The sequence below is a fragment of the Microbacterium wangyouchuni genome, assembly GCF_054072595.1.
The window spans coordinates 140,111-164,791 of the sequence record NZ_JBSVRM010000006.1 but is presented as its reverse complement, the minus strand read 5'-3'; the positions used below and the strand labels follow the sequence as shown (position 1 = coordinate 164,791).

Genomic DNA, 24,681 nt, shown 5'->3' with positions numbered 1-24,681 from the left:
TCGGCTGGCTGGCTGGCTGGCTGTCAGCAGGCAGGCCTCAGCCGAGTCGCTTCTGCCACCCTCCGGCATAGGAAGCAGGCACGAAGCCGATCGCCTCGTTGATGTCGAGCATCCGACGATTCTCTTCCGCGTTGAATGTCGAGACTTTGGGCGATTTCGGGGCCAGCTCCTTCCACCGCAGCAGGTTCGCACACTTCACGATCGTGCCCAGGCGTCGGCCCCGGTGCTCCTTCGCGACGAGCGTTCCCCACTGATGGGTGACGCTCGCGCGATCCGCGCCGACCAGCAGCTCGTTGAACGCCACCATGGCACCGGTCGGCTCATGAATCACCGCCGCGACCGACATCATCTGACCACCCGCGGCGAACTGCATGTCGCGGCGACTAACCTTCTCGTCATCCCAGATCTCTGCCTCCATGAGGAGGTCTCCGCTGGGCACATCAGTGGCCATACGAGCGATCATGCTTCCGTATCCGGCACGTAACTCGGCAGGCGTCGGCAGCGTCCAACTCACGACGCGGTAATCTGCCCCAGCGATGGCTGAGGCCTCCCGAAGCCGGCGCTCAGCATCGATGAGCGGACCGTCGAGGGGGAGTACGCTGTTGCGCTCGACCTGCTCGAGTGCGTAGCCATTCGCTGTAAGCAGCGCGCTGAGCGGCGTGGATGCGACCTCACCCCAGCCGGTCGCTGGTGTCAGCATCCGCTCGCCCTGGGCCGCGGGATGCAGCGACCACGTCTGCAGTGCGGAACGTTCGAGTACCCGCGCTTCCTGCTCGACGCGCTCCAACAGCGATTGGCCGACGGCGCCCGCGAGCTCGTCGGGAAGAGCCATGAATCCGATCTCTGCGGAGGTCGTTCCCGCGGCGTTCGACGTTGTGATCTCGGCGGCGCCGACGATCTGACCGTCCCGCCGTGCGATGAAACCGCGCCGCGTGCGGTCGGTCTGGTCGCGCCACGAAGGCAGCAGCTGTTCGGGGGTGTCGTCGAGATCGTCGATGCCGCTGTCGAGTTGCGCCATCCAATTGCCGAGGTCGACCATCGCTCGAAATTCCGCAGCGTCGATCGTGTCGAGGGATGCCGGAATCACCAGGTCGGTGATGATGGGTGCGTTCACGTCAGATCTTTCTTCCAGGCGCCCTCATAGGCGAACGGTGCGAAGCCCAGGGCCTCGTTGATGTCAAGCATCGGGCGGTTCTCCTCGGCGTTGTAGGTGACCACGCGCGGGGACGCAGGGAACTTCTGGTGCCATCCGAGGAGACCGGCCGTCTTCACCAAGGCACCGAGACGATGGCCGCGATGCCCCGCCAGCACGAGGGTGTCGTACTGATGGGTGACGCTGGACGCATCGCTGATACTCATCGCCAACTCGTTGAATGCGCACAGCTCGCCGGTGGCGAGGTGCTGCGCGGCCGTGACCTGGATCGTGAAGCCCTTCGCGGTTTGTCGCGCATCGAGTTCTGCCACCCGTGCGGCATCCCAGATCTCCTCGGGCATTCCGAGATCGGCGTCTGGGGCGTCGGTCGACATTCGGGACTTCATCCACGCGTAGCCGTCAACATACTCGGCAGGCGTTGGCGACAGCCACTGCACGACGCGGTAGTCCTGCGCGTGCTCTTGGGCTGCGGCCCGCGCGCGCTCGAGTCCGTGAACGGTGTCAGCATCCCAGGTCAGAGCGCTGGCGCGTTCGACCTGACCGAGCGCAAACCCGCGGCGCTCGAGGAAATGTGCGACGTTGTCGCGGGGCACAGATCCGAAGCCTGTTGGCGAGCAGATCACATCCGTGTCGTCGCCGTGGTGCTCCACCCAGCACAGGAGCTTGCGAACCCCGGCTTCTCGAAGTTCCGATTCGAGGTGAGCGAGCGCTGCAGTGCCGAGGCCCTGGCCCCCGTGCTTCTGAAGCAGAGCGATGACAACGATGGCGGATTCGCCATCGGCATCCTGCAGGATGTCTGCCCTGATGCATCCGATCATCGAGCCGTCCTGCTCGATGTACCACTGACGCCTGCGCGAAGCGCGCGTCGAGTACAGCACGGGCAGTAACGACTCGACTGGCAAAACATCATCATCGCGTCCGCTCGTCTCGAGAATCGATGCATTGCGCACGTCCGCGTACTGGCGGATCAGCGCGGTGGGTGCTGCACCCGCCTCCGGAAGAGGAAGCAGGTGCAGCGTCGCGGCGTCGGTGAGGGTGATTGCCATGATTGATCCTTTCGATCAACGCTGAACGCGGTGCAGGTCGTACATGACCACGGCCAGCGCCTCACGCTCGACGGTGCGGCGTGTTTCGAGCATGAGCATTACTTGCTCACGGCTCATAGCTGGCTTCGACGGCCGGTTCGGGCGCTGGGCACGGACTAGCAGCCACAGGCCGATACGCAATGACAGCCGATCGCGCAGAGCGAGTTCGTGCCGGTTGCTGGGAACAGTGATCTCGAGGATCTCCTGGTCCTCGGTACATGGCGGGTGGGCGGTGCTGCGAAGCAGCGTGCGAGTACTCACGGTGTTGCTCGTTTCGTGTAGAGATGGGTGCAGAGTCCGATGATCGGATGCAGAGGCCTGTGCGCTCGAAAGATGAGACGCGGCCAGAAGGGGTGCAGAGGGTCGAAGAGAGACGACCGATGCGGAGGCGGCGTAGACCGGCAGAGAAGGCCCACTACGGGCCAGGAATCTCAGATGGCGGTGCTACGACAGCGTGCTGGGACGGATGCCGAAGTACGAGGACGCCAGATTCTCCGCACGATCCGCGGCAGTGCCTGCGGTGTGAGCGATGAGAGTTGAAGTAATCATGAGCGTCCTCCTTTCGTGAGCGATCCGGTTTGTCAATTTAGTGGGCAGGCACAGCGTACGTCAAGCAATTGCCGTCTTTACGGCGTGTCGCGGTCGTCGCGGATCCGGAGTCGCGCCGCGCGGGATGCTGGATTCCGGGGCGGCTTCGGATAATCTTCAGGCGTGATTCTTCCCGAACGAGTGGTGCTCGTATGCATCTGAAGAGCCTGACGCTTAAGGGCTTCAAGTCGTTCGCACAGCCGACCAGTTTCGTGTTCGAACCCGGCGTTACCTGCATCGTCGGACCGAACGGATCCGGCAAATCGAACGTCGTCGACGCCCTGGCCTGGGTGATGGGTGAGCAGGGCGCCAAGACGCTGCGCGGCGGCAAGATGGAAGACGTCATCTTCGCCGGAACATCCACGCGTGGTCCTCTGGGCCGTGCCGAAGTGCAGCTCACCATCGACAACAGTGACGGCGCTCTGCCGATCGAATTCGCCGAGGTGACGATCAGCCGCACGCTGTTCCGCAACGGCTCCAGTGAGTACGCGATCAACGGCTCAAGCTGCCGGCTGCTCGACGTGCAGGAGTTGCTCAGCGACTCCGGTCTCGGTCGAGAGATGCACGTCATCGTCGGGCAGGGACGTCTGGACACCGTGCTGCAGGCATCGCCGGAGGATCGTCGCGGGTTCATCGAAGAAGCCGCCGGCATCCTCAAGCACCGCCGGCGCAAGGAGAAGACCCTCCGCAAACTCGACGCCATGGAGGCCAATCTCACCCGGCTCAGTGATCTCGCCGGCGAGATCCGGCGCCAGCTCAAGCCGCTCGGCCGGCAGGCCGAGATCGCCCGCGAAGCACAATCGATCGCCGCCATCGTCCGTGACGCGAAGGCGCGCATCTTCGCCGATGACGTCGTCGCGCTGCGAACCGCGCTGGCTGACCATACGCACACCGAGCAGGAGCGGCACACGGAGCGGCTGGTGCTGACAGATCAGGCCGATACTGTTCGTGCCGGCATCGCTCGGCTCGAAGCTACTCAGAACTCGGCCGGCGTCGACGAGGCACGGCGCATCACTTTCGGCCTTGAACAAGCACAGGAGCGGATGCGGTCGCTCTACACGCTGGCCAACCAACGGCTCGCGCTGCTGGGGTCGGACGCGGACGACGCTGCCGTCACCGCAGTGACGGTGACACAGGCGATGATCGACGAGGCCAAGGATGAGATCACGGCGATATCGGCCGGTCTCGGTGACGCTCAGGATGGTGCGGCAAGCGCTAGTCGCGAGGTCATCAACGCGAGGGCAGAACTCGACACCCTCGATGTGGACATCGCCGAGCAGAGCGCACTGGTCTCCGAGCATGACATGCGCATCACTGCGTTACGCGGCACGGCAGAGGCAGCGGCATCGGCACTGGCTGCCGTTCGTGGCGCTGTGCTGCGCCAGGAGAACGCGCTCGAAGCGGCTCATGAACGACGCCGTGAGGCGGCCGATGCGCTCGAACAGATCGATGAAGCGGAAGCCCCCGTAGGAACCGCGGCTGAGCATGCCGCGGCCTATGAGACTGCGCAGCGGGAAGCGACTGCCGCCGAGACCGAGCGGGAAGCGCTGCGGGAGAAGCTGCACTCAGCTGAGCGCGAGGCGGAGTCACTGACGGCGAAGGCATCGGCACTGAGCAGCGCCCTGTCGCTTTCGGGCGGTGCGGCCGAGGTGGTGAAATCCGGCGCTGCGGGCGTGCGGGGACTGGTCGGCGATTCCGTACAGGTGACGGCAGGATTTGAAGCTGCGATAGCCGCGGTTCTCGGACCGCTTGCCGAGGGCGTGCTGGTCGACGACTCGGCGGCAGCCTTCGCGCTGGCAGCAGAATCTGTTGAGCAGAAACTCGGTGTCGTAGATTTCGTTGCCGCTGAAGCTGTGGCGTCTGAGGCCGTGCTGCCGGAGGTTGCCGGCGTGACGGCGGCGACGTCGGTCGTCACTGCCCCGGCTGGTGTGCTGGCGGTGCTCTCTCATGTACTGGTGGCTGACGATCTTGACGCAGCCCGCCGCGCGCGAGCGGCACTGGACGCGCTCGTAAACACGACCGTCACCATCGTCACAACCGGCGGTGATGTCATCACCGCACAGACGCTGCGAACCGGATCGGGCGGGGAACGCTCGCGCTTGGAGCTCGCCGCGGAACGGGATGCGGCGCAGGACCGGCTCGCCGAGGTCCGCGTGATCGTCGACTCACTGCGCACGGCGCGGGAGGATGCCTCGGAGCGGGTGGAGACCACGCGTCGTCAGGCGAAGGATTCGTTGCGGGCGCTGCGTGAGCACGATGCGGCGCTCGCGACGCACGCGGAGCAGGTCAACAGAGTCACCGTTCGTCATGAGTCGGCTGTTGCGGAGTGCGAGCGGCTTGAGGCCGGGCTCGCGCAGGCGCAGGCAGCCGTCGCGGATGCCGAGGCCGGAGCGGCTTCAACGACGGCTGAGTTGGCAGCGGCTGAGGCAACGCCGAGGCCAGTGCTGGATGCCTCGGCCCGAGACGGCCTGCTCGAAGCGCTGGAGAGCGCCCGTGAAGACGAAGTGCGTGCGCGGTTGGAGATCGAGACACTGCGTGAGCGTGTGCGTGCAGCTCAGGCCAGGGCCGCGAGCCTGGAGCGCCAGCGGGAGCAGGAACGGGATGCTGCGGCGGAAGCTGCGCGGCGTGCCGTGATCCGGCGGGCGCAGCGCGAAGCGGCGACCGCTGTGGCTGATGAACTGCCGCGGGTTCTGGATTCGATCGACCGCTCGGTGACGGAAGCGCGCATCAGCCTGAGCGAGGCAGAGAGCGCTCGATCAGCGCAGAACGAGGAGTTGACGGCGTTCCGTGCACAGGAGACTTCGCTTCGCGAGCGGCTTGCCGGGCTCACCGAGAGCGTGCACGGGCTGGAGCTGCAGATCCATGAGAAAAAGCTGCATCTGACCAGTCTGCTGGAGCGCGTGGCATCCGAACTCGCGCTCGACGAAGATATTCTCGTTGCGGAATATGGGCCGGATCAGCCGGTGCCGCGCGACCCGCTGGCAGAGCCGGTAACCGCCGAGGAAGACGGCGCGGATTCCACCGCTATCCCGTATGACCGACGCATCCAAGAACGCCGTCTCTCCGAAGCTCAGCGAAAGCTCAACCAACTCGGTCGGGTGAACCCGCTGGCGTTGGAGGAGTTCGCCGCGCTCGAGCAGCGCCATGCATTCTTGACGGAACAGCTCGCCGACCTCACCCAGACCCGTCAGGATCTGTTGACGATCATCACTGATCTCGACGAACGGATGCAGACGATCTTCGCGAGTGCGTTCGAGGATACTCAGCGCGCCTTCGGCGAGGTCTTCCCCCTGCTGTTCCCTGGCGGTTCGGGAAGCATCTCCCTGACTGATCCGGACAACATGCTCACCACGGGCATCGAGGTCTCGGTACGGCCTGTTGGTAAGAAGATCGAGCGGTTGTCCCTGCTTTCTGGTGGTGAACGGTCACTTGCCGCTGTCGCGCTGCTGGTGGCGATCTTCAAGGCCAGGCCGAGCCCGTTCTACATCTTGGACGAGGTCGAGGCCGCGTTGGATGACGCCAACCTCGGTCGTCTACTCACCGTGTTCGAGCAGCTGAGGGAAAGTTCGCAGTTGCTGGTGATCACGCACCAGAAGCGCACGATGGAGATCGCCGATGCCCTGTACGGCGTATCCATGCGCCAGGACGGCGTCTCGGCGGTTGTCGGCCAGCGCGTGGGAGACCGCGCCGCTGCCGCAAGCTGAGCGAAGAGCATCCGCAGACCGGCCCAAATCCCAGACGACCAAACTCGCCCACGGCGTGTCCGGCCGACCTGCACGTGCGACACGCCGCCGCGACCCTCGAGCGTCTGGAAATCGGCACGGGCACCAGGCAGCACCGCCTAGGCTGGAGCCATGGCGGAGAAGTCTTGGTCCCTGGGTCGCGCACTGCGCGGCATGTTCGTCAAACCCACGATCGATGAAACGACGTGGGAAGACCTCGAGACGGCGCTGATCACGGCGGACTTCGGGCCGGACATTTCCGAGCGCATCGTCGACGAGCTGCGCGACAAGGTCGAGAAGTACCGCACGACCGACCCGAAAGATCTGCAGCGGATGCTGCGCGAGACGCTGGAAGAGCACTTCGCGAAGTTCGACACGACGCTGAAGCTCACGGAGCGCCCAGCTGTCGTGCTGGTCGTCGGCGTCAACGGCGTCGGCAAGACGACCACGATCGGGAAGTTCACGAAGTTCCTGCGCGGATACCAGCGCAGCGTCGTCGTCGGTGCCGCAGACACCTTCCGTGCCGCGGCCGTCGAGCAGCTCGCAACCTGGGCCCAGCGCGGGGGAGCGGCGATCGTTCGTCCTCAGCAGGAGGGGCAAGATCCGGCATCCGTCGCGTTTCAGACGATCGAGTATGCACAGCGCGAGGGCATCGAGATTGCAATCATCGACACCGCGGGGCGCCTGCACACCAAGGGCGGCCTGATGGATGAACTCGGCAAGATCCGCCGCGTCATCGAGAAGCAAGCACCGATCAGCGAGGTTCTTCTGGTTCTGGATGCCACGACCGGACAGAACGGCGTCATGCAGGCCGAATCGTTCCTCGAACATGCTGGTGTCACCGGACTCGTGCTCACCAAGCTTGATGGCTCAGCCAAGGGCGGCTTTGTGCTGGCGGTACAGGAGCGAACGGGAATCCCCGTCAAACTCCTCGGTCAGGGTGAGGGAATCGACGACCTCACGGGTTTCACGCCGCACGTCTTCGTGGCATCCCTTGTCGGGCAGTGATTGGACTGGTTTCATAGCGTTATGGCGATCGAACACGACTACTTCGGGCTTTTGTCCTCGGGGCCGGACGGATCAATTTTTTGGTCCGAGACGGTCGACCTCGGCGACCAGTCGGTGACGGTCGACCTCACCGCTCCGGACCAGGATGATGTTTCCCCGGACGCTCTCGATATCGCAGCCTCGTTGATCTCTGGACTCGAGGATGTGGATGCCACGGCACGGCGCGGAATGCTCGCGGAGGTGGATGATCGCACCAGCGAAGTGACCGAGTACATCCTGCAGCAGCAGGAAGCCTATGGCGATGAGCTCGCAGAGGTCCTGGTGGATGTCAGCGGTGACGATTCGGTCGACATCATCCGCTCGTTGCGACTGATGAGCATGACGATCTTGGCCGATGAGCACGGTGGATCCGAGCCGTTCGCCGTACTCGAGTACGCGCTGGATGCTGACGAGACCGATGAAGTCCTGCTGGTGAACCTCGCTTCAGACGGCACCGTGCAATCGGTCATGAGCGCCGACTAAATCTTTCCGCCCACTCCGGACAGCGCCGACGCGCTGCCCGGAGCGTCATCACACGGCCTGCGCGAAGCCCAGATCCGCGCTTTCTGCGATGTGCGCCAGGTGCGGTGGGATCTCGCGTCCCTTCGACAGCATCGACTGCGCCCAGAGGCGTCCGGCGCGATACGACGACCGCACGAGCGGACCCGCCAGAACCCCGAGGAACCCGATTCGCTCGGCTTCCTGCTTGAACTCGACGAATTCGTCCGGCTTCACCCAGCGTGCCACCGGCAGGTGTCGCGGGGTCGGGCGTAGATACTGCGTGATCGTGATGATGTCGCAGCCCGCATCATGTAAGTCCTGCAGTGCGTCGATCACTTCGGTTGGTTCTTCGCCCATGCCGAGGATGAGGTTCGACTTCGTGATGAGGCCGGCATCGCGGGCCTGAGTCAGCACACCCAACGAGCGCTCGTAGCGGAACGCCGGGCGGATGCGCTTGAAAATGCGCGGCACGGTCTCGACGTTGTGGGCGAATACCTCGGGCCGGGCGTCAAAGATCTCCCCGAGGAAGTTGGGGTCGCCACCGTGGTCGTTCGCGAGCAGTTCGACGCCGGTGTTCGGATTCTGCGCATGGATCCGCCGTACCGTCTCGGCGTTCAGCCAGGCCCCGGTGTCGGGAAGATCGTCGCGTGCAACGCTGGTGACCGTGGCATAACGAAGCTCCATTCGGGCGACGCTTTCGGCGACGCGGCGCGGTTCGTCCGTGTCATAAGCGGCAGGTTTGCCGGTGTCGATCTGGCAGAAATCGCAACGACGGGTGCACTGCGATCCGCCGATGAGGAAGGTTGCTTCACGGTCTTCCCAGCACTCGAAGATATTTGGGCAACCGGCTTCTTGGCACACCGTGTGCAGGCCTTCGTCCTTCACGAGCGAGTGCAGTGCCTGGTATTCGGGCCCCAGCTTCGCCTTGGTCTTGATCCACGCGGGCTTTCGTTCAATCGGCGTCTCGGCATTGCGCACTTCGAGCCGCAGCAGCTTCCGCCCTTCTGGCGCGCTCATGCAGCCACCGCCGAGTACTCGGTGAGGAACGCTTCGGCCACAGCAGTGACAAGGTCTGCGGGCGAGGTCTCTGCAGCGACTACTTCACTGACTGTTGTGACTCCGGCATCGGCGATGCCACACGGGATGATCCCGCCGAAGCCGGCGAGCGAGTTGTTGCAGTTGATCGCGAAGCCGTGCATCGTCACCCCGTTCTGCACGCGCACGCCGATTGCCGCGACCTTGTCTTCCGAGAGCGGACGGCGCACCCACACCCCGCTGCGCCCCTCGACCTGATAGCCATCCACACCGAGCGGCCGGAGAATATCGATCAGCACGCGCTCGAGCCGTCGCACGTGTGCCACGACATCGATCGGTTCGCGCAGACGCACGATCGGATAGCCGACGAGTTGGCCCGGGCCGTGCCAGGTGATCTTCCCGCCGCGATCGACATCGATAACAGGTGTGCCGTCCTGCGGACGCTCGTGATCCTCTGTGCGCTTGCCGGCTGTGTAGACGGCCTCGTGCTCGAGGAGGACCAACGTGTCCGGGCGAGCGCCCTCGACGACGTCGTGATGGATGCTGCGCTGCAGCGCCCAGCCGTCGAGATAGGGGACAAGGTCTGGCGCGAGACCCGGAGTCAGGATGTCGAGCATGATCACCTTTCACATATTGTTGGATGCGGTCTAACAATACATCTCGCGAGTCGAATCGGCGTGCGATGTACGGTGAGAGGGTGATAAATGAACCTCGAGCCGGGCGTCCCCGCGCCTCATCGCGAGAGACGCTTGCCGAGGCTGCGTGCGAGCTCTTCCTCGAGCAGGGCTACGGCTCGACGTCGGTCACAGATATTACTCAGCGCGCAGGCGTCAGCCGTTCAAGCTTCTTCAACTACTTCGCATCGAAGAGCGATGTGCTCTGGTCCGGGCTGGACGCCCGGATCGAGCAGGCGCTGACAGCGTTTTCGAATCTCGGGTCGGATGCCGGGGGAGCAGAGTTGCGTGCGATTCTCGTGCGCGTCATGACGGACTTCGCGCCGGATCCGCTTGCCCTCGCCCTGCGCAACGCCACTGTGATGGGCCTGGAAGAAGAACTCGTGCGTGACACCGGGCTTCGCCAAGCGCGACTGGCCGCCGGCATTGCCGAGGCGGCATGCCGTGCCGACATCGGCGCGATCCGCGCCGACATCCTCGGGGCCGCCTACGCGGCAGCGCTGATGTCATCACTGCGCGTCTGGGCCGAGCGTGGAGCAGGCAGTGGGTCGTTGGAGGCGCTGTTGAACGAGGCAATGTCGGACGTTCACGCACTTCCATGGAGAATCTGAACGGCTCGCGGAGGAAACCAGTTCGCGGCGCGCGCAAGGTCGAGCTCGAGGTCGCGCTCGCGTAGAATCGAGAGCACCATGGCTACCTTTGGCACGCTCTCCGATCGGCTTACCGAGACTTTCCGCAACCTTCGCACGAAGGGAAAGCTGACTGCCGCCGACGTCGACGGCACCGTCCGCGAGATCCGACGCGCTCTTTTGGATGCCGACGTCGCACTCGCTGTCGTCAAGGACTTCACGGCGAAGGTGCGGGAACGCGCTCTCGGCGATGAGGTCAGCAAGGCACTGAACCCGGCGCAGCAGGTCGTGCAGATCGTTAACGAGGAGCTCGTCGGGATCCTCGGCGGCGAGCAGCGGCGACTGGAGTTTGCCAAGACTCCGCCGACGGTCATCATGCTCGCGGGTCTTCAGGGCTCCGGTAAGACGACCTTCGCTGGCAAGCTCGCCAAGCAGCTGCAGAAGGACGGGCACACCCCGCTCCTGGTAGCCGCCGACCTTCAGCGCCCCAACGCCGTGAACCAGCTTCAGGTCGTTGCCGAGCAAGCCGGTGCCACCATCTACGCTCCCGAGCCGGGCAACGGCACCGGTGACCCGGTGAAGGTTTCACGTGACGGCGTGGAGCACGCCCGCCGTCAGCAGCACGACGTCGTCATCATCGACACCGCCGGTCGTCTGGGCGTCGACGCCGAGCTGATGAAGCAGGCATCCGACATCCGCAAGGCCACGAACCCGGACGAGGTCCTGTTCGTCATCGACGCGATGATCGGTCAGGATGCTGTCAACACGGCGAAGGCCTTCCAGGAGGGCGTCGACTTCACGGGTGTTGTCCTTTCCAAGCTCGATGGTGATGCACGAGGCGGAGCTGCCCTCTCTGTGGCATCCGTCACCGGGCGCCCCATCATCTTCGCCTCCACCGGTGAGGGCCTCGATGACCTCGAGCCCTTCCACCCGGACCGCATGGCGAGCCGCATCCTCGACCTCGGTGACATCCTCACCCTGATCGAACAGGCCCAGGAGGCCTTCGACGAGGACGAGGCGCAGAAGGTTGCCGAGAAACTCGCGAACGAGGCCTTCACCCTTGAGGACTTCCTCGACCAGCTTCAGCAGATGAAGAAGATGGGTTCGATGAAGAAGATGCTCGGGATGCTCCCGGGCATGGGCCAGATGAAGCAGCAGCTCGAAGACTTCGATGAGAAGGAGATCGACCGCACCGAGGCGATCATCCGCTCGATGACTCCGGGCGAGCGTCACAACCCCAAGGTGCTCAACGGCTCGCGCCGTCTGCGTATCGCCAAGGGGTCTGGCATGACCGTTACCGACGTGAACTCCCTCGTGCAGCGCTTCGACCAGGCTGCGAAGATGATGAAGACCGTCGCGCGCGGTGGCACCCCGAACATCCCTGGGATGGGTGCTATGCCCGGTATGGGGCGTCCCGGTGCTTCCTCCAAGCGCGGCAAGAAGAGCAAGAGTAAGAGCGTGTCCCGCTCGGGCAACCCGGCAAAGCGTGCAGCTGAGAATGCCGGCTTGCCGACCGGGCCCGCCACCGGTTCCGGATTCGGACTGGGCGGACAGACGGCTCCGACCGAAGCCGACCTCGCCGAGATTCAGAAGCTTTTCGGTAAGAACTGACCTTCACGAAAAGGAGCTCCCGCCAATCGGCGGGAGCTCCTTTCGCATTGCGAGACGGCTCAGCTGGAGGCGATCTCCGCGACAGCGACAGCGACAGCGACGCCGTGCGCCTCACGCAGCTGCGTGAGCGTGTCGTCGATCTCTGCTGCGGTGCGATCTGCAGACCACTGCAGCAGCGGCGCCAGCGCCTCAGCAATCGTCTGTACGACCTGGGCATCCGCATCGCCGGTGAAGGCGAGGCTGGTACGACGGAAGATGACGTCCGCGACGTGGCAGACCTGTTCGTTCTCGACCATCCAGAGCAGTTCTCGGGTGGAGAGCGCATCGCCGATCACGGCAGCGTCTTCGGCTTCGGCGATGAACGCAGCGACATCGGCGGCACGCGTGCCGTAGCGGGTGAAGAGCACACGGCCTCGGGCGGTGTCGCCGACGTTGTCACGCAGCCACTCGATCTTGCGTCGTGGCGTCTTCGGGTAGCCGTTTCCGCCGCCGATGCGCACGCCCACGGTGCTGGCGACGCGCTCGCGCCCCAGCTCCTCCAACACGTGATTCGCGAGGTTCTCTCCGAGCGCACGGAACGTCGTCCACTTGCCGCCGACGAGGCTGAACACGGCGGGGGAACCTGCGTCCTTGCGTCGCTCGATGCGGTAGTCACGCGACACAAAACCGGGTGCAGTGTCATCGTGGTGCGGCAGGGGGCGGATGCCCGAGTACCGATAGACGATCTGCGAGCGGTCGACGGCGATAGTGGGGAAGACATGGCCGACCAGGTCGAAGAAGTACTGAACCTCTTCCTCGGTGCAGCGGGCGGGCTCGCGGGGATCTGCCTCGAGATCGGTCGTGCCGACGAGCACGCGATCCTTGAGCGGGTAGATGAGGACAATGCGCCCATCGGAGTGCTCGAAGAAGATTTCGCGTCCGGCGGTCGCTTCGAGCAACTCCGGATTGTCGAGCACAATGTGCGATCCCTTGGTGCCGCCCATGAACGCCGTATCGGTTCCGAGTGCCTCGTTGGTGAGATCCGTCCACGGTCCTGACGCATTCACAACAGTGTCGGCTGTGATGTGGAACTCGTTACCGGTCTCGCGGTCGCGCAGCAGCACGCCCTGGTCATCCAGCCCGACGGCTTCGACATAGTTCAGGGCGTGGGCGCCGTCATGAGCGGCCTCGCCATCGCGCAGCACGTCCAGCGCCAGCCGCTCCGGGTCATGCACAGACGCGTCGTAGTAGGTGGCCGTGTACTTGATGTTCTTGTCGAGCTTGGGCAGCTGCTCGAGTGATTTCTTGCGGCCGAGGAAACGGTGCCGGGGGACCGAACCGCCGTCGCGGGAGAACGTGTCGTAGAGGGTGAGGCCGATCTTGATCAGGAACGCACCGCGCTCTTGAGGCTTGCCCTGTTTGTGGGTGAGGAAGCGCAGGGGCGCCGCGAGGATGCCGGAGAAGGTCGAGTAGATCGGAATTGTGGTCTGCAGGGGCTTGACGTAGTGCGGGGCGACCTTGAGCAGACCGTTGCGCTCCTGGACGGACTCCTTGACGAGCCGGAACTCGCCGTTCTCCAGATAGCGGATGCCGCCATGGATCATGTGGCTCGAAGCCGCGGTCGCGCCAGATGCGAAGTCATTGCGCTCGACCAGCAGCACGTCGACGCCCTGCATCGCGAGGTCACGGAACGTGGCGATGCCGTTGATTCCAGCACCGATGACGACAACGCTCGTGCGGCCGCTCTCTCGTGCGGCGCGGACGTTGTCGCGTTCGATCGGGGTCGTGATGGCAGCGCTCATGTGTCTCTCCTTGCTGGGCCTTCACGGTATATCCTGAGCGTGTCAGCACAACTGCGCAAGTGAGATGCACGAACGTGCAAGGAGGCTTCCATGGTCGAGCGGCCAGCGAGTGATCCGCGGGCGGCCTCTGCGCTGCGCGCGGCCCAGATGTACTACCTGCAGGACATGACGATGGATGCCATCGCTCGAGAACTGGCGACGTCGCGCTCGTCCATCTCGCGGCTGCTGACCCATGCACGAGACACGGGCCTGGTCGAGATTCAGATTCACCCGCCGCAGGAGCAGGAGCTGCGATTGGAAGAGGCCATCCGGACGCGTTTCGGCATCGCCGCACACGTTGTGCCGACCCCGCAGGGTTTGTCCGATGTCGAACGCTTCGAACGCGTAGCCATGAGCGCTGCCCGTCAGCTGCCGCTGTACTTCGAGTCGAACATGACGCTCGGCATCGCCTGGGGATCAACGCTTGACGCGATCAGTCGCCATTTGCCGAAGAAAGACACGCATAACTCGACGGTCGTGCAACTCAACGGCGCTGGGAATACGTTCACGACCGGCGTCGACTACGCCAGTGAGATCCTGCACCGGTTCGGGCAGGCGTTCGGCGCCAGCATCCAGCAGTTTCCGGTACCGGCGTTCTTCGATGACCCGGCCACGAAAGAGGCGATGTGGCGTGAGCGCAGTACCCGGCGAGTCCTCGACCTGCAGGCGCGCGCCGACGTGATCCTGTTTGGTCTCGGGTCGCCGTTCGCCGAGATCCCGAGCCGCGTGTACATCGGGGGATACCTGGAGAAGGCCGATTACCGGAGCCTGCGCGATGAGCATGTCGTCGGCGACATCGCGACCGTGTTCTACCGGCCAGACGGCAGTTGGCGCGACATCCAGCTGAACAGCCGTGCGACCGGGCCGGCTTTCTCGGTCTTGGCTCGATCATCGCGGCGAATCTGCGTGGTTTCGGGCGCACAGAAGCTGCCGAGCCTGCGCGGGGCGATCGCGACCAGACTGATCACTGATCTGGTTCTGGACGAACATCTTGCCGAGCAGTTGGTCGCTTCGTGAGTAGCGCTTGCACATTCGTGCATCACGGCTGAGTCACACGTCCGTCTTCTTCTAGGCTGTTGCAGAGCAGACAATGCCGTCACCGGCTGGAGAGAACACCTATGCACATCGTCGCCATCGATCAGGGCACCACGAGCACACGCGCCATCGTCTTCGACCACAAGGGCGCGATCGTCGCAACCGGTCAGCGAGAGCACGAACAGATCTTCCCCCGAGCTGGGTGGGTCGAACACGACGCCAGCGAGATCTGGCAGAACGTCCAGCTCGTCATCGATGAGGCTGTCGCACAGGCCGGCATCACGGCTGCCGATGTCGCTGCGATCGGCATCACGAACCAGCGCGAGACCACCGTCGTGTGGGATCGCGCGACCGGCGAGCCTATCTGCAACGCGATCGTCTGGCAGGACACCCGCACCCAGCCCTTCATCGATGAGCTCGCAGCCGACGGCGGAGTGCGTCGTTTCGCCGAAACAACGGGGCTGCCGCTGGCAACGTACTTCTCGGCTTCCAAGATCGCCTGGGCTCTGGACAACGTCGACGGAGCTCGCGAGCGCGCAGAACGCGGGGAGCTGCTGTTCGGAACAACCGACGCCTGGGTGCTGTGGAACCTCACCGGAGGATCAGAGGGCGGGGTTCACGTCACAGATGTGACCAACGCGAGCCGCACGCTGTTGATGGACCTGCGCACACTCGACTGGGACGAATCGCTGCTGGCCGCCTTCGGCGTCCCGCGCTCAATGCTTCCGAACATCCGATCCTCGTCCGAGGTATATGGCGAAGCTGCCAGCACAACGCTGCAGGGCACGCCGATCGCGTCGATCCTCGGCGACCAGCAGGCTGCAACCTTCGGGCAGGCCGCGTTCGATCTGGGCGAGTCGAAGAACACCTACGGCACGGGCAACTTCCTCATCGTCAACACCGGCGAAGACATCGTCGCCAGCGACAACGGCCTGATCACCACGGTGGCGTATCAGCTTGGTGAGGAGCCGCCCCGCTACGCACTGGAAGGCTCCATCGCCGTCACCGGCTCCCTCGTGCAGTGGCTGCGTGACAACCTCGGCTTGATCTCGGAAGCCCCCGAGGTCGAAGAGCTTGCGTTGACTGTGCCAGACAATGGCGGCGTCTACATCGTGCCGGCCTTCTCCGGATTGTTCGCGCCGTACTGGCGGCCGGACGCGCGTGGCGCGATTCTCGGCCTCACCCGTTTCGCGAACAAGGGGCATATCGCCCGCGCCGCTCTCGAAGCCGTGGCCTTCCAAACCCGTGAGGTGCTGGATGCCGTCACCGCTGACACCGGCGTCACATTGCAGGAGTTGCGGGTCGATGGCGGCATGGTCGGCAATGCCACGCTGATGCAGCTTCAGGCCGACATCATCGGCGTTCCCGTCATCCGACCCGCTGTGATCGAGACGACGGCTCTGGGCGCGGCATACGCCGCCGGCCTTGCTGTCGGGGTGTGGAGCGATCTGGACGAGCTCAGATCCATGTGGCGGGAGGACCAGCGCTGGAGTGCCAGCATCGACGACGACGAGCGTGAGCGGAGACTCGCTCGCTGGCGCAAAGCCGTGACCCGCACTTTCGATTGGGTCGACGAGGACTAGTCAGATCACTGGCACTCCGGGCCCGGAGCGGAACTCACGGATGAGGTGCTGTACGACTTCGTGGAGATTGCCGTCCGCGGCATCCGCAACAGCGAGCTGACGTTCATAGCTGGCACCCTCGCTGAGGATTGTGTGGATGGATGCGAGCTCGGACTCGCACCCCAGATCTCTCGCCACTGGGGTGAGCGCAGCGATCTGCTCCCGCAGATGATCTCGTACCGGCTGCTGTGAGCCGTCGGCATCGATTATTAGTCGGGCGTCCAAACCATACCGAGCCGCACGCCACTTGTTCTCGCGGTGAAACCAGGCCGGCATCTGCGGCAGCGGCTCACCGGAATCCAGTATCCGCGAGAAATGCTCGACGAGAACCTGCACGAGCGCCGCGACGGAGGCGAGTTCGGTGAGCGTCGACAAACCGTCGCAGGCACGCACCTCGATCGTGCCCCAACGCGGTGCCGGGCGAATATCCCAGCGAATCTCGGAAGCATCGGCCATCACATCGGTGCGGGTCATGTCGCCCAGGTAGCGTTCGAACTCGGCCCAGCTCTGCAACGGCCAGGGCAAGCCTGCTGTGGGTAGCTGCTGGAACACCAGGGCGCGGTTCGAGGCATATCCGGTGCGCTCACCCGCCCAGAACGGGCTGGACGCCGCCAGCGACTGCAGATGCGGCAGGAAACAGGCCAGCGCATTGATGATCGGGAACACCTTGTCGCGATCTTCCACGCCGATGTGCACATGGATGCCCCAGATCATCATGTTGCGGCCCCACCACTGGGTGCGTTCGATCATCCGGTGATAGCGGGACTTGTCGGTCACCTGCTGATCGAACCACTGCGCGAAAGGGTGACTGCCGGCCGACAGCAGTTCAATACCGGCGGGATCCGTCGCCGCGCGAACAGCGGTGATGGCATGGGCGATGTCGCCGATCGCCTGGGACACCGACGTGCCGATGCCACTGGTGACCTCGATGGTGTTGGTGAGCAGCTCGCCGGTGACGGTATGCCGCTCCGGTTCGCTCTCGGCCTCCAGCGCCTCGAGCAGTTCAGGCGCCCGCCCGGCGAGATCACCTGTGCTCGGATCAGCGAGCATGACCTCCCATTCCAGACCCACAGTGGAGCGTGGCGAGGGCGCGAATTCTTGCTGCACGTGCACATTCTGACACGCAGATGCGGCGACACGCCTGGACCCTGAGTGTTGAGGTTTCGCGACTGCCTCCGGCATCTGGCAGAATAGAAGGTCGAACGACGTTCTCGACCCTCTATCCAGATCGCGTTCACTCATTAGAGCTTCCGCCGGGTTGTGCACCCCACTCTCCAGGCGATCAGTTCGTTTCCTTCCACACAATTCAGGAGAATCGTGGCTGTAAAGATTCGTCTCAAGCGCATGGGCAAGATCCGTGCGCCTTACTACCGCATCGTCGTCGCCGACTCGCGCACCAAGCGCGATGGCCGCGTCATCGAAGAAATCGGCAAGTACCACCCGACCGAGCAGCCCTCGTTCATCGAGGTCGACTCGGAGCGTGCACAGTACTGGCTCTCCGTCGGCGCACAGCCGAGCGAGCAGGTTGCTGCGCTCCTCAAGCTCACGGGCGACTGGGGCAAGTTCAAGGGTGACAAGGACGCGAAGTCCACTGTCCAGGTTGCAGAGCCCAAGGCTCCGTTCGAGATCGACGCTTCGAAGAAGTCCGTCGTGAAGCCCAAGGCAGAGAAGGCCGCTGAGCCGACCGCCGCAGCCGACGCGGAGGCCGCTGAGGCCCCCGCAGCCGACGCCGAGTAATTCGCTGTGCTTGCCGCCGCGCTCGAACACATCGTCAAGGGGATCGTTGATCACCCCGACGATGTTCGCATCGAAGCTTCCAACTCGCCGCGAGGCGATCTGCTCGAGGTGCGCGTGCACCCCGACGACCGGGGGCGCGTAATCGGGCGCGGCGGACGCACCGCAAAGGCACTGCGTACGCTCATCACGGCTCTGGCTGATGGGCGTCGGGTTCGCGTTGATGTCGCGGACGACTGACGTGGTGTCGACAGAACGAAACCAGGGCAAGAACCAGCTGCGCGTCGGACGCCTTGTCAAGGCTCACGGCCTCAAAGGCGCGCTGAAGCTGGAGCTGTACACCGATAACCCTGAGCGACGTTTCGTCACCGGGGCCGAGTTCACGTTGCAGGTGCCCGAGGCATCTCCGTGGCACCGCAAGACCGTCGTTGTCCGCGAGTACCGGGTGATGAACGGCAATCCCGTGGTGTTTTTTGACGGCATCGATGACCGCGATAGCGCCGAGGGTCTCGTGCGCGCGATCCTCTGGATCGATCAGGATGTTGACGAAACCGAGGACAACGCCTGGTACGACCATCAGTTGGTCGGCCTCGATGTCGTGCGTGATGATGTCGTTATCGGCAAGGTCGTCCGGGTCGAGCACATGCCTGCGCAGGACCTGCTGATCGTCAAAGCCGGTGAGCAGGACATCATGGTTCCCTTCGTGGAAGCCATCGTTCCGTCCGTTGATGTGTCCGGTGGCCGTGTCGTTGTGACCCCGCCTCCTGGCCTCTTCGAAGAGCTTCCCGACGCCACAGCTGAATGATCGATCACTACGATCAACGCATGCACTCATCGCCTGGCTCAGCCCACCGCATCGACGTCGTCTCGATCTTCCCGTCGTACTTCGACGGGCTGACGCTTTCCCTGCTGGGCAAAGCGCGCGAAAGCGGACTGCTTGATCTGCATGTGCACGATCTCCGCGACTGGACCGACGACCGGCACCGCACAGTGGACGACACGCCCTACGGAGGCGGCGCCGGCATGGTGATGAAGCCTGAACCCTGGGCTCGTGCCATTGACGACCTGGCGACCGCATCGACGACGCAGCCGACCTTCATCTTTCCGTCGCCGGCAGGCGAAGTCTTCCGACAGAGCACTGCGCGTGAATTTGCACAGCGTGAGCACCTCATCATCGGCTGCGGTCGCTATGAGGGTATCGATGAGCGGGTGTTCGAGTACGCCGCGACTGTCGGGGAAGTGCGCTTGGTCAGCCTGGGCGATTATGTGCTCAATGGCGGCGAGGTCGCTGCGATGGCGATGATCGAAGCTGTTGGACGCCTGATTCCCGGCGTCGTCGGTAACCCCGAGAGCCTGGTCGAGGAGTCGCACGAGGACGGGCTGCTCGAGTACGCCTCATACACTAAGCCCTCGCTCTGGCGTGACCGTGCGGTGCCCGAGATTCTGCTCAGCGGCAATCACGGAGCGATCGCGAAATGGCGGCGCGAGCAGCAGCTTGAGCGGACGAGACTTCGACGCCCCGATCTGCTCGGCGACTGAATCAGACGCGAGCTTCGACGTCGTCGAGCAGCTCGTCCTCGACATCCGCATCGCGATCACGACGACGGGGGCGCTTCACAGGCGTCGGGCGTCCCTCTAGCTCTTCCCGACGCTTCTGTACCTCTGTGCGGATCATGTAGAAGATGAAGATGAACCCCATGATGCCGAACAGGATCCACTGGATCGCGTACGACAGGTGCGGGCCCGGATCATCAGTGGGGGAGTCGAAGCCACCCGGGGCGGTTTCCGGTGCCGGGTCTTCGCTTTTGATGAGACCGTAGGCCCCCGTGATGACATCGCCGCCGACAGCATCAGCGATGCTCGGCAGATGAATCGTCGGCACCTGTCCTTCGGGGGCGCTGCGTCCCGACGTTGGCAGGGGCTCACCCGGACGTAGCCGAACGGTCACCTCGACGATGCCCGAGGGCGGTGCAGGAACAGCATCGGGCAGCGGGCCCTCACCGGGCGGAACCCAGCCGCGGTTGACGACGAAGATGCGACCGTCCGTGTCCCGGAAGGGGACAAGCACTTCGAACGCGCTGGTACCGCCGTGCGGCCGGTTGCGCACGAGCATCTGGTCCCCGGCGAGGTACTCGCCCTGGAGCTTCACCGGACGCCATTCCTCGTCCGCCGCCAGAGTTCCGTCGCTCCCGATGAGTTCATCCAACGCAACCGGGGCAGCGTCGTAGTTCTTCTCGACGAGCTCGATCTGTTCGGCGCGGTTCGCGCCCCTGTCAAACTGCCAGTTCGACAGGAAGACGCAGGCAACGGCGAAAGCGGCCGCGATAACGAGGTACAGGGCCCATCGGACGAAACGGTTGCTCACTTCGGGAGTCCTTCACGTATGGTCACGGGAAAGTCCCGGGCGGCGAGATAGTCGTAGAGGAACGTCGCATGCTCATCGCAGGCCAGCCAGATCTTCTCGCGATCCTCCGGGTGAATGCGCGGATTTCGCCAGACGATCTGCTGGGTTGCGTCGCTGCGACACGCGGCGCGTGAGCACTGATGCGTCACTGCTCAGCGTCCTTCGGTCGTTCCTGCAACCGGATCACCGGCGGATCCTCGACCTTCTCCGGCGGAGGAGCTGAGGAAGAGGCAGCCAGCTGCTCCGTCGGGGACTCTGCCGCAGTGCGCGTTGTGGGACTGACGGCGTTCGCAAAGACCACCGCGATATACGGCAGCACGGCGGCTGCGATGGCGAACACCCAGGTGTACCAGCCGTAGGGCGTCACCAAGACCGTCAACGCGAAGCAGACCATGCGGATTACCATCGTGAGCACATATCGCCGGGCGCGACCGGTCGCCTCTTCCTGCGGGGACTGCGGCAGGGAGGTGACTGCGGGGGCCTGGTGGGAGCGTTTCACGGTACCTCAAGCCTACGCCGCGTGGACGTTGCCGGATGCCGTGAAAGCGGTGAATCGACGGCGCTAGGCCACCATCAGTCCGATGCTGCCGAAGAAGAGCAAGGAGACGACGAGGATGATCAGTCCGATGGCGAGAATGGCGACTCCGAAGTATCCGAGGACGAGTCCGGTGATAGCCAGCCCACGGCCACCGATCGCCGAGTTCTCCCGGCTGCGCTTGAGCGCCATATGTCCGGTAATCACGGCGACGATGGATGCTGCCAGGGGCACCAGGGCGAAGCTCAGCAGGAGACCCGCTATCCCGGTGATCAACGAGGTTACGGATAGACCGCTCGGCGATGGAGCAACAGCGTATGGCTGGCCCGCGGCGTAGGGCTGGTGGGCAACGTAAGGCTGGTGGGCAGCGTAAGGCTGCTGCGGTGCGTACGGCTGCTGCTGGACTGCGTACGGGTACTGCGGCTGCTGCGGCTGGACGTGCTGCTGCGGCTGCTCGTAATGCTGGGGTTGTGCATACTGCTGTGGCTGCACGTACTGCGGGGGAGTCGTGCTGGGTTGCACAGCAGCACCCGGGTAGGGAGGCGGCGGAGCGTACGGGGTCGCCTGCGGAACGGGCGGAACAGCCGAGTCCGGTCCGAGGGGGTTGTTGTTGTCGCTCATGAGGCTGCCTTTCGTTGTTGACAGGCTGGCAGGAGACCATACCCCTGTCAATTTGCTCCAACGCAGCACGGACTGCCGTCCCGATAGGATAGCTCGGGCCAAACCGTGCGCCTTGGGAGTGGGAAAACATGAGTTCAGAACGCGTCGTCCTCGTCACCGGCGGCAACCGCGGCATTGGCCGTGCGATCGCCGAGCGGTTCGTCCGCGATGGTTATCGTGTTGCTGTCACTGCCCGGAGCGGGGAAGGTCCTGAGGGCACGCTCACTGTGCGCGCAGACGTGACGGATGCCGCCTCGGTCGATGCCGCCTACACCGAGGTTGAAGCGAAGCTCGGTCCGGTCGAGATCGTCGTCGCCAACGCCGGCATCACCAAAGACACGCTGCTGATGCGGATGAGCGAAGACGACTTCGACAGTGTCGTCGCGACCAACCTCGGCGGCACCTTCCGGGTGGTCAAGCGTGCGTCCAAGGGCATGTTGAAGGCACGTTTCGGTCGAGTCATCCTGATTTCCAGCGTCGTCGGGCTGTATGGATCCGCCGGCCAGGTCAACTACTCGGCGTCGAAGAGCGCGCTGGTCGGTTTTGCCCGTTCGCTCACCCGCGAACTCGGTGCCCGCGGCATCACGGCCAACGTGGTCGCTCCCGGATTCATAGAGACAGATATGACGGCGGAGCTGCCGGAAGAGACGCAGAAGAAGTACAAGGCGAACATTCCTGCCGCACGCTTCGCCACGCCGGACGAGGTTGCCGGGGTCGTGACGTGGCTCGCCGGTGACGACTCGGGCTACATCTCAGGCGCTGTCATTCCCGTCGACGGTGGACTGGGAATGGGACACTGACTCGTTAATCAGAGTCACCAGCCGCTCCGGGGCCGGTGGGCATGCATGCCGGGACCGAGCGCGGCACCTCTGACATCGGACAAGACCCGGTTGATTCAGGGCAGTAGAGCGATGACCTCGCTGAGATCCTGCGGTCCGATGACGATGCTTGCCGCTTCCCGCACTGCAGGTTTCGCGTTGAACGCGAGTCCGAGACCCGCCGCCGCCATCATCTGCAGGTCGTTGGCGCCGTCGCCGATCGCAATCGTCGCGTGCTGCGCGACGCCGAGCTCGGACGCCCAAGACATGAGCGAATGCGCTTTCGCGGCAGCATCCACGATTTCACCCTCGACCTGACCGGTGAGCTGGTCATCGGCGACGGCGAGCCGATTCGCCCGCCAGCGATCCACGCCCAGTGCCGGGGCGATGTGGTCGAGGATCTCGTGGAATCCCCCCGAGACGACCGCGACGATGCCGCCGCGCTGGTGCACAGCATCCGTCAGTTCGCGCACGCCTGGTGTCGGCTCGACGCGCGCACGCACGCGCTCGAACGCGGATGTCGGCACCCCCTGCAACGCTGCGACGCGCGAACGCAGACTCGCCGCAAAATCGATCTCGCCGCGCATGGCGGCCTCAGTAGCCGCCTGCACTTCGGCGCGTCTGCCGGCTTCGTCAGCGAGCAGCTCGATCACCTCGTTGCGGATGAGAGTGGAATCGGCATCAAGAACGACGAGAAAACGCGCAGCAGTCACGCGATCGAGCGTAGCGCGCAGATCAGCCTTCGATCTGCACACCCTTTCCGACCACGGTGATTCCGGAGTCGGTTACGGTGAAGCCTCGCTCCAGATCACGCTCCCGGTCGACGCCGACGGTTGCACCGTCGAAGAGGACGACGTTCTTGTCGAGCACCGCTCGATGTACCCGTGCACCCTGGCCCACGATCACCTGGTCGAACAGCACGGAGTCGGTTATCGTCGACCCGCCGGCCGCGAGCGTCCCCGGACCCACGACACTGCGTTCGAGATGCGTGCCAGACAGCACAGAGCCCAGCGACACGATCGAGTCGATCGCATTGCCGATGCGTCCGACCGCATCACGCACGAACTTTGCGGGCGGTGCGTTCACGCTCTGCGTGCGAATCGGCCAGGCCGTGTTGTACAGGTTGAACACGGGCAGTGTGGAGATGAGATCCATATGTGCATCGAAGAACGAATCGATCGTTCCGACATCTCGCCAATAAGCGCGATCACGCAACGACGAACCCGGAACATCGTTGTCCTTCATGTCGTAGTAACCGGCCTCGCCGCGATCTACGAAATACGGGATGATGTCGCCACCCATGTCGTGGCCGGAGGTTGTGAGTTCGCCATCGGCCTGCACAGCCTCGATGAGCGCATCGGTGTCGAAGATGTAGTTGCCCATGGACGCGAGCACCTCATGCGGCGCGTCCGGGAGGCCGGCAGCATCCGTCGGCTTCTCCAAGAATGCCCGGATGCGGCCGCTGCCGTCGTCCTCGGCATCGATCACACCGAACTGATCTGCGAGAGAGAGCGGTTGACGGATGCCCGCAACCGTGGCTTTCGCGCCGGACGCGATGTGGGCATCGAGCATCTGACGAAAATCCATGCGATAGACGTGATCGGCACCGATGACCACGACGATGTCCGGCTTTTCGTCATTGATGAGGTTCAGGCTCTGCAGAATAGCGTCGGCAGATCCGGAGAACCAGCGCTTCCCGAGCCGCTGCTGAGCGGGCACAGACGTCACGTACGAATCGAGGAGCGACGACATCCGCCACGTCTGCGAGATGTGCCGGTCGAGGCTGTGGGACTTGTACTGGGTGAGCACGACGACCTGTCGCAAACCGGAATTGATGAGATTCGAGATTGCGAAATCGATCAACCGGTATTGGCCGCCGAACGGCACCGCCGGTTTGGCTCGATCCGCTGTCAGGGGCATGAGCCGCTTGCCCTCGCCACCGGCGAGGATGATGCCGAAAACCTTCTGAGGGACCGCCATGGATCCACCATAGATCCCGAAGGTGTCG

At 64.1% G+C, this 24,681-nt stretch carries 25 protein-coding genes; 12 read left to right on the top strand and 13 right to left on the bottom strand.

Going from position 1 to position 24,681, the window contains the following annotated elements; genetic code table 11:
• Window positions 1–37: 37 nt before the first annotated feature.
• Genes ACW5CM_RS12090 through ACW5CM_RS12080 form a run of 3 tightly spaced genes read right to left on the bottom strand, consistent with a single transcriptional unit; the run spans window position 38 to window position 2,499 of the window.
• Window positions 38–1,114, bottom strand: coding sequence for a GNAT family N-acetyltransferase (locus tag ACW5CM_RS12090; RefSeq protein WP_457125129.1), 1,077 nt, complete (start codon window positions 1,112–1,114; stop codon window positions 38–40).
• Entirely contained in the window at window positions 1,111–2,199 is a 1,089-nt protein-coding gene (locus ACW5CM_RS12085) for a GNAT family N-acetyltransferase (protein WP_457125128.1), read from the bottom strand. The genes ACW5CM_RS12090 and ACW5CM_RS12085 overlap by 4 nt, the downstream gene beginning before the upstream one ends.
• 15 nt (window positions 2,200–2,214) lie before the next feature.
• Entirely contained in the window at window positions 2,215–2,499 is a 285-nt protein-coding gene (locus ACW5CM_RS12080) for a hypothetical protein (protein WP_439254690.1), read from the bottom strand.
• A gap of 479 nt (window positions 2,500–2,978) precedes the next feature.
• Between ACW5CM_RS12080 and smc the strand changes: the two genes are divergently transcribed.
• The 3 genes from smc (at window position 2,979) to ACW5CM_RS12065 (ending at window position 8,078) form a co-directional block, all read left to right on the top strand.
• Entirely contained in the window at window positions 2,979–6,530 is a 3,552-nt protein-coding gene (gene smc / locus ACW5CM_RS12075; RefSeq protein WP_457125127.1) for a chromosome segregation protein SMC, read from the top strand.
• 150 nt (window positions 6,531–6,680) lie between these two features.
• Window positions 6,681–7,556, top strand: coding sequence for a signal recognition particle-docking protein FtsY (ftsY, locus tag ACW5CM_RS12070; protein ID WP_438254685.1), 876 nt, complete (start codon window positions 6,681–6,683; stop codon window positions 7,554–7,556).
• 21 nt (window positions 7,557–7,577) lie between these two features.
• On the top strand, window positions 7,578–8,078 hold the full coding sequence (locus ACW5CM_RS12065; protein WP_438254683.1) for a DUF2004 domain-containing protein: 501 nt from the start codon (window positions 7,578–7,580) through the stop codon (window positions 8,076–8,078).
• Window positions 8,079–8,126: 48 nt separating this feature from the next.
• Here ACW5CM_RS12065 and lipA read toward each other — a convergent pair whose 3' ends face one another.
• Together lipA and lipB are read right to left on the bottom strand one after the other, a co-directional pair.
• Complete coding sequence (gene lipA / locus ACW5CM_RS12060) at window positions 8,127–9,113, bottom strand: lipoyl synthase (protein WP_457125126.1); 987 nt, start codon at window positions 9,111–9,113, stop codon at window positions 8,127–8,129.
• The gene (lipB, locus tag ACW5CM_RS12055; RefSeq protein WP_457125195.1) at window positions 9,110–9,748 is read right to left on the bottom strand and encodes a lipoyl(octanoyl) transferase LipB; all 639 of its coding nucleotides are present in this window, start codon (window positions 9,746–9,748) and stop codon (window positions 9,110–9,112) included. The genes lipA and lipB overlap by 4 nt, the downstream gene beginning before the upstream one ends.
• A gap of 80 nt (window positions 9,749–9,828) precedes the next feature.
• Here lipB and ACW5CM_RS12050 point away from each other — a divergent pair, with 80 nt between their 5' ends.
• Window positions 9,829–10,416, top strand: coding sequence for a TetR/AcrR family transcriptional regulator (locus ACW5CM_RS12050; RefSeq protein ID WP_457125125.1), 588 nt, complete (start codon window positions 9,829–9,831; stop codon window positions 10,414–10,416).
• Between the two features lie 78 nt (window positions 10,417–10,494).
• Entirely contained in the window at window positions 10,495–12,045 is a 1,551-nt protein-coding gene (gene ffh, locus ACW5CM_RS12045; protein ID WP_439254684.1) for a signal recognition particle protein, read from the top strand.
• A 59-nt stretch (window positions 12,046–12,104) separates the two neighbouring features.
• Here ffh and ACW5CM_RS12040 read toward each other — a convergent pair whose 3' ends face one another.
• On the bottom strand, window positions 12,105–13,826 hold the full coding sequence (locus ACW5CM_RS12040; protein ID WP_457125124.1) for a glycerol-3-phosphate dehydrogenase/oxidase: 1,722 nt from the start codon (window positions 13,824–13,826) through the stop codon (window positions 12,105–12,107).
• A gap of 90 nt (window positions 13,827–13,916) precedes the next feature.
• Here ACW5CM_RS12040 and ACW5CM_RS12035 point away from each other — a divergent pair, with 90 nt between their 5' ends.
• Both ACW5CM_RS12035 and glpK read left to right on the top strand, forming a co-directional pair.
• Window positions 13,917–14,882, top strand: coding sequence for a sugar-binding transcriptional regulator (locus ACW5CM_RS12035; RefSeq protein WP_438254674.1), 966 nt, complete (start codon window positions 13,917–13,919; stop codon window positions 14,880–14,882).
• Window positions 14,883–14,983: 101 nt separating this feature from the next.
• The gene (gene glpK, locus ACW5CM_RS12030; protein ID WP_457125123.1) at window positions 14,984–16,483 is read left to right on the top strand and encodes a glycerol kinase GlpK; all 1,500 of its coding nucleotides are present in this window, start codon (window positions 14,984–14,986) and stop codon (window positions 16,481–16,483) included.
• On the opposite strand, the gene ACW5CM_RS12025 is transcribed toward glpK, so the two are convergent.
• On the bottom strand, window positions 16,484–17,629 hold the full coding sequence (locus ACW5CM_RS12025) for a glutamate--cysteine ligase (RefSeq protein WP_457125122.1): 1,146 nt from the start codon (window positions 17,627–17,629) through the stop codon (window positions 16,484–16,486).
• A 210-nt stretch (window positions 17,630–17,839) separates the two neighbouring features.
• Between ACW5CM_RS12025 and rpsP the strand changes: the two genes are divergently transcribed.
• The 4 genes from rpsP to trmD are packed head-to-tail and all read left to right on the top strand — an operon-like array spanning window position 17,840 to window position 19,795.
• Complete coding sequence (gene rpsP / locus ACW5CM_RS12020; protein ID WP_438254671.1) at window positions 17,840–18,259, top strand: 30S ribosomal protein S16; 420 nt, start codon at window positions 17,840–17,842, stop codon at window positions 18,257–18,259.
• A 6-nt stretch (window positions 18,260–18,265) separates the two neighbouring features.
• Window positions 18,266–18,496, top strand: a complete 231-nt coding sequence (locus ACW5CM_RS12015) for an RNA-binding protein (RefSeq protein ID WP_438254670.1) — start codon at window positions 18,266–18,268, stop codon at window positions 18,494–18,496.
• Entirely contained in the window at window positions 18,480–19,061 is a 582-nt protein-coding gene (gene rimM / locus ACW5CM_RS12010) for a ribosome maturation factor RimM (protein ID WP_438254669.1), read from the top strand. Before ACW5CM_RS12015 ends, rimM begins: the two co-directional genes overlap by 17 nt.
• A 20-nt stretch (window positions 19,062–19,081) precedes the next feature.
• A complete protein-coding gene (gene trmD / locus ACW5CM_RS12005; RefSeq protein WP_438254667.1) occupies window positions 19,082–19,795 on the top strand; it encodes a tRNA (guanosine(37)-N1)-methyltransferase TrmD in 714 nt (237 codons plus the stop codon).
• Between the two features lies 1 nt (window position 19,796).
• On the opposite strand, the gene ACW5CM_RS12000 is transcribed toward trmD, so the two are convergent.
• From ACW5CM_RS12000 to ACW5CM_RS11985, 4 genes are all read right to left on the bottom strand, one after another.
• Complete coding sequence (locus ACW5CM_RS12000) at window positions 19,797–20,621, bottom strand: SURF1 family cytochrome oxidase biogenesis protein (RefSeq protein WP_457125121.1); 825 nt, start codon at window positions 20,619–20,621, stop codon at window positions 19,797–19,799.
• Window positions 20,618–20,809, bottom strand: a complete 192-nt coding sequence (locus ACW5CM_RS11995; protein ID WP_438254664.1) for a hypothetical protein — start codon at window positions 20,807–20,809, stop codon at window positions 20,618–20,620. Before ACW5CM_RS11995 ends, ACW5CM_RS12000 begins: the two co-directional genes overlap by 4 nt.
• Window positions 20,806–21,159, bottom strand: coding sequence for a DUF3099 domain-containing protein (locus ACW5CM_RS11990; protein WP_438254662.1), 354 nt, complete (start codon window positions 21,157–21,159; stop codon window positions 20,806–20,808). Before ACW5CM_RS11990 ends, ACW5CM_RS11995 begins: the two co-directional genes overlap by 4 nt.
• Window positions 21,160–21,222: 63 nt before the next feature.
• Window positions 21,223–21,816: a DUF4190 domain-containing protein gene (locus ACW5CM_RS11985; protein ID WP_457125120.1), complete on the bottom strand. Its 594-nt coding sequence runs from the start codon at window positions 21,814–21,816 to the stop codon at window positions 21,223–21,225.
• Window positions 21,817–21,944: 128 nt separating this feature from the next.
• Here ACW5CM_RS11985 and ACW5CM_RS11980 point away from each other — a divergent pair, with 128 nt between their 5' ends.
• On the top strand, window positions 21,945–22,655 hold the full coding sequence (locus ACW5CM_RS11980; protein WP_438254660.1) for a beta-ketoacyl-ACP reductase: 711 nt from the start codon (window positions 21,945–21,947) through the stop codon (window positions 22,653–22,655).
• A gap of 95 nt (window positions 22,656–22,750) precedes the next feature.
• On the opposite strand, the gene serB is transcribed toward ACW5CM_RS11980, so the two are convergent.
• Both serB and ACW5CM_RS11970 read right to left on the bottom strand, forming a co-directional pair.
• Complete coding sequence (gene serB / locus ACW5CM_RS11975; protein ID WP_457125119.1) at window positions 22,751–23,386, bottom strand: phosphoserine phosphatase SerB; 636 nt, start codon at window positions 23,384–23,386, stop codon at window positions 22,751–22,753.
• 22 nt (window positions 23,387–23,408) lie between these two features.
• Window positions 23,409–24,653: a glucose-1-phosphate adenylyltransferase gene (locus ACW5CM_RS11970; protein WP_457125118.1), complete on the bottom strand. Its 1,245-nt coding sequence runs from the start codon at window positions 24,651–24,653 to the stop codon at window positions 23,409–23,411.
• Between the last annotated feature and the right edge of the window lie 28 nt (window positions 24,654–24,681).

Coding starts and splice junctions, on each gene's coding strand:
- ACW5CM_RS12085 (WP_457125128.1), bottom strand. CDS start 2,199: ATGGCAATCACCCTCACCGACGCCGCGACGCTGCACCTGCTTCCTCTT.
- smc (WP_457125127.1), top strand. CDS start 2,979: ATGCATCTGAAGAGCCTGACGCTTAAGGGCTTCAAGTCGTTCGCACAG.
- ftsY (WP_438254685.1), top strand. CDS start 6,681: ATGGCGGAGAAGTCTTGGTCCCTGGGTCGCGCACTGCGCGGCATGTTC.
- ACW5CM_RS12065 (WP_438254683.1), top strand. CDS start 7,578: ATGGCGATCGAACACGACTACTTCGGGCTTTTGTCCTCGGGGCCGGAC.
- lipA (WP_457125126.1), bottom strand. CDS start 9,113: ATGAGCGCGCCAGAAGGGCGGAAGCTGCTGCGGCTCGAAGTGCGCAAT.
- lipB (WP_457125195.1), bottom strand. CDS start 9,748: ATGCTCGACATCCTGACTCCGGGTCTCGCGCCAGACCTTGTCCCCTAT.
- ffh (WP_439254684.1), top strand. CDS start 10,495: ATGGCTACCTTTGGCACGCTCTCCGATCGGCTTACCGAGACTTTCCGC.
- ACW5CM_RS12040 (WP_457125124.1), bottom strand. CDS start 13,826: ATGAGCGCTGCCATCACGACCCCGATCGAACGCGACAACGTCCGCGCC.
- ACW5CM_RS12035 (WP_438254674.1), top strand. CDS start 13,917: ATGGTCGAGCGGCCAGCGAGTGATCCGCGGGCGGCCTCTGCGCTGCGC.
- glpK (WP_457125123.1), top strand. CDS start 14,984: ATGCACATCGTCGCCATCGATCAGGGCACCACGAGCACACGCGCCATC.
- rimM (WP_438254669.1), top strand. CDS start 18,480: ATGTCGCGGACGACTGACGTGGTGTCGACAGAACGAAACCAGGGCAAG.
- trmD (WP_438254667.1), top strand. CDS start 19,082: ATGCACTCATCGCCTGGCTCAGCCCACCGCATCGACGTCGTCTCGATC.
- ACW5CM_RS11985 (WP_457125120.1), bottom strand. CDS start 21,816: ATGAGCGACAACAACAACCCCCTCGGACCGGACTCGGCTGTTCCGCCC.
- ACW5CM_RS11980 (WP_438254660.1), top strand. CDS start 21,945: ATGAGTTCAGAACGCGTCGTCCTCGTCACCGGCGGCAACCGCGGCATT.
- ACW5CM_RS11970 (WP_457125118.1), bottom strand. CDS start 24,653: ATGGCGGTCCCTCAGAAGGTTTTCGGCATCATCCTCGCCGGTGGCGAG.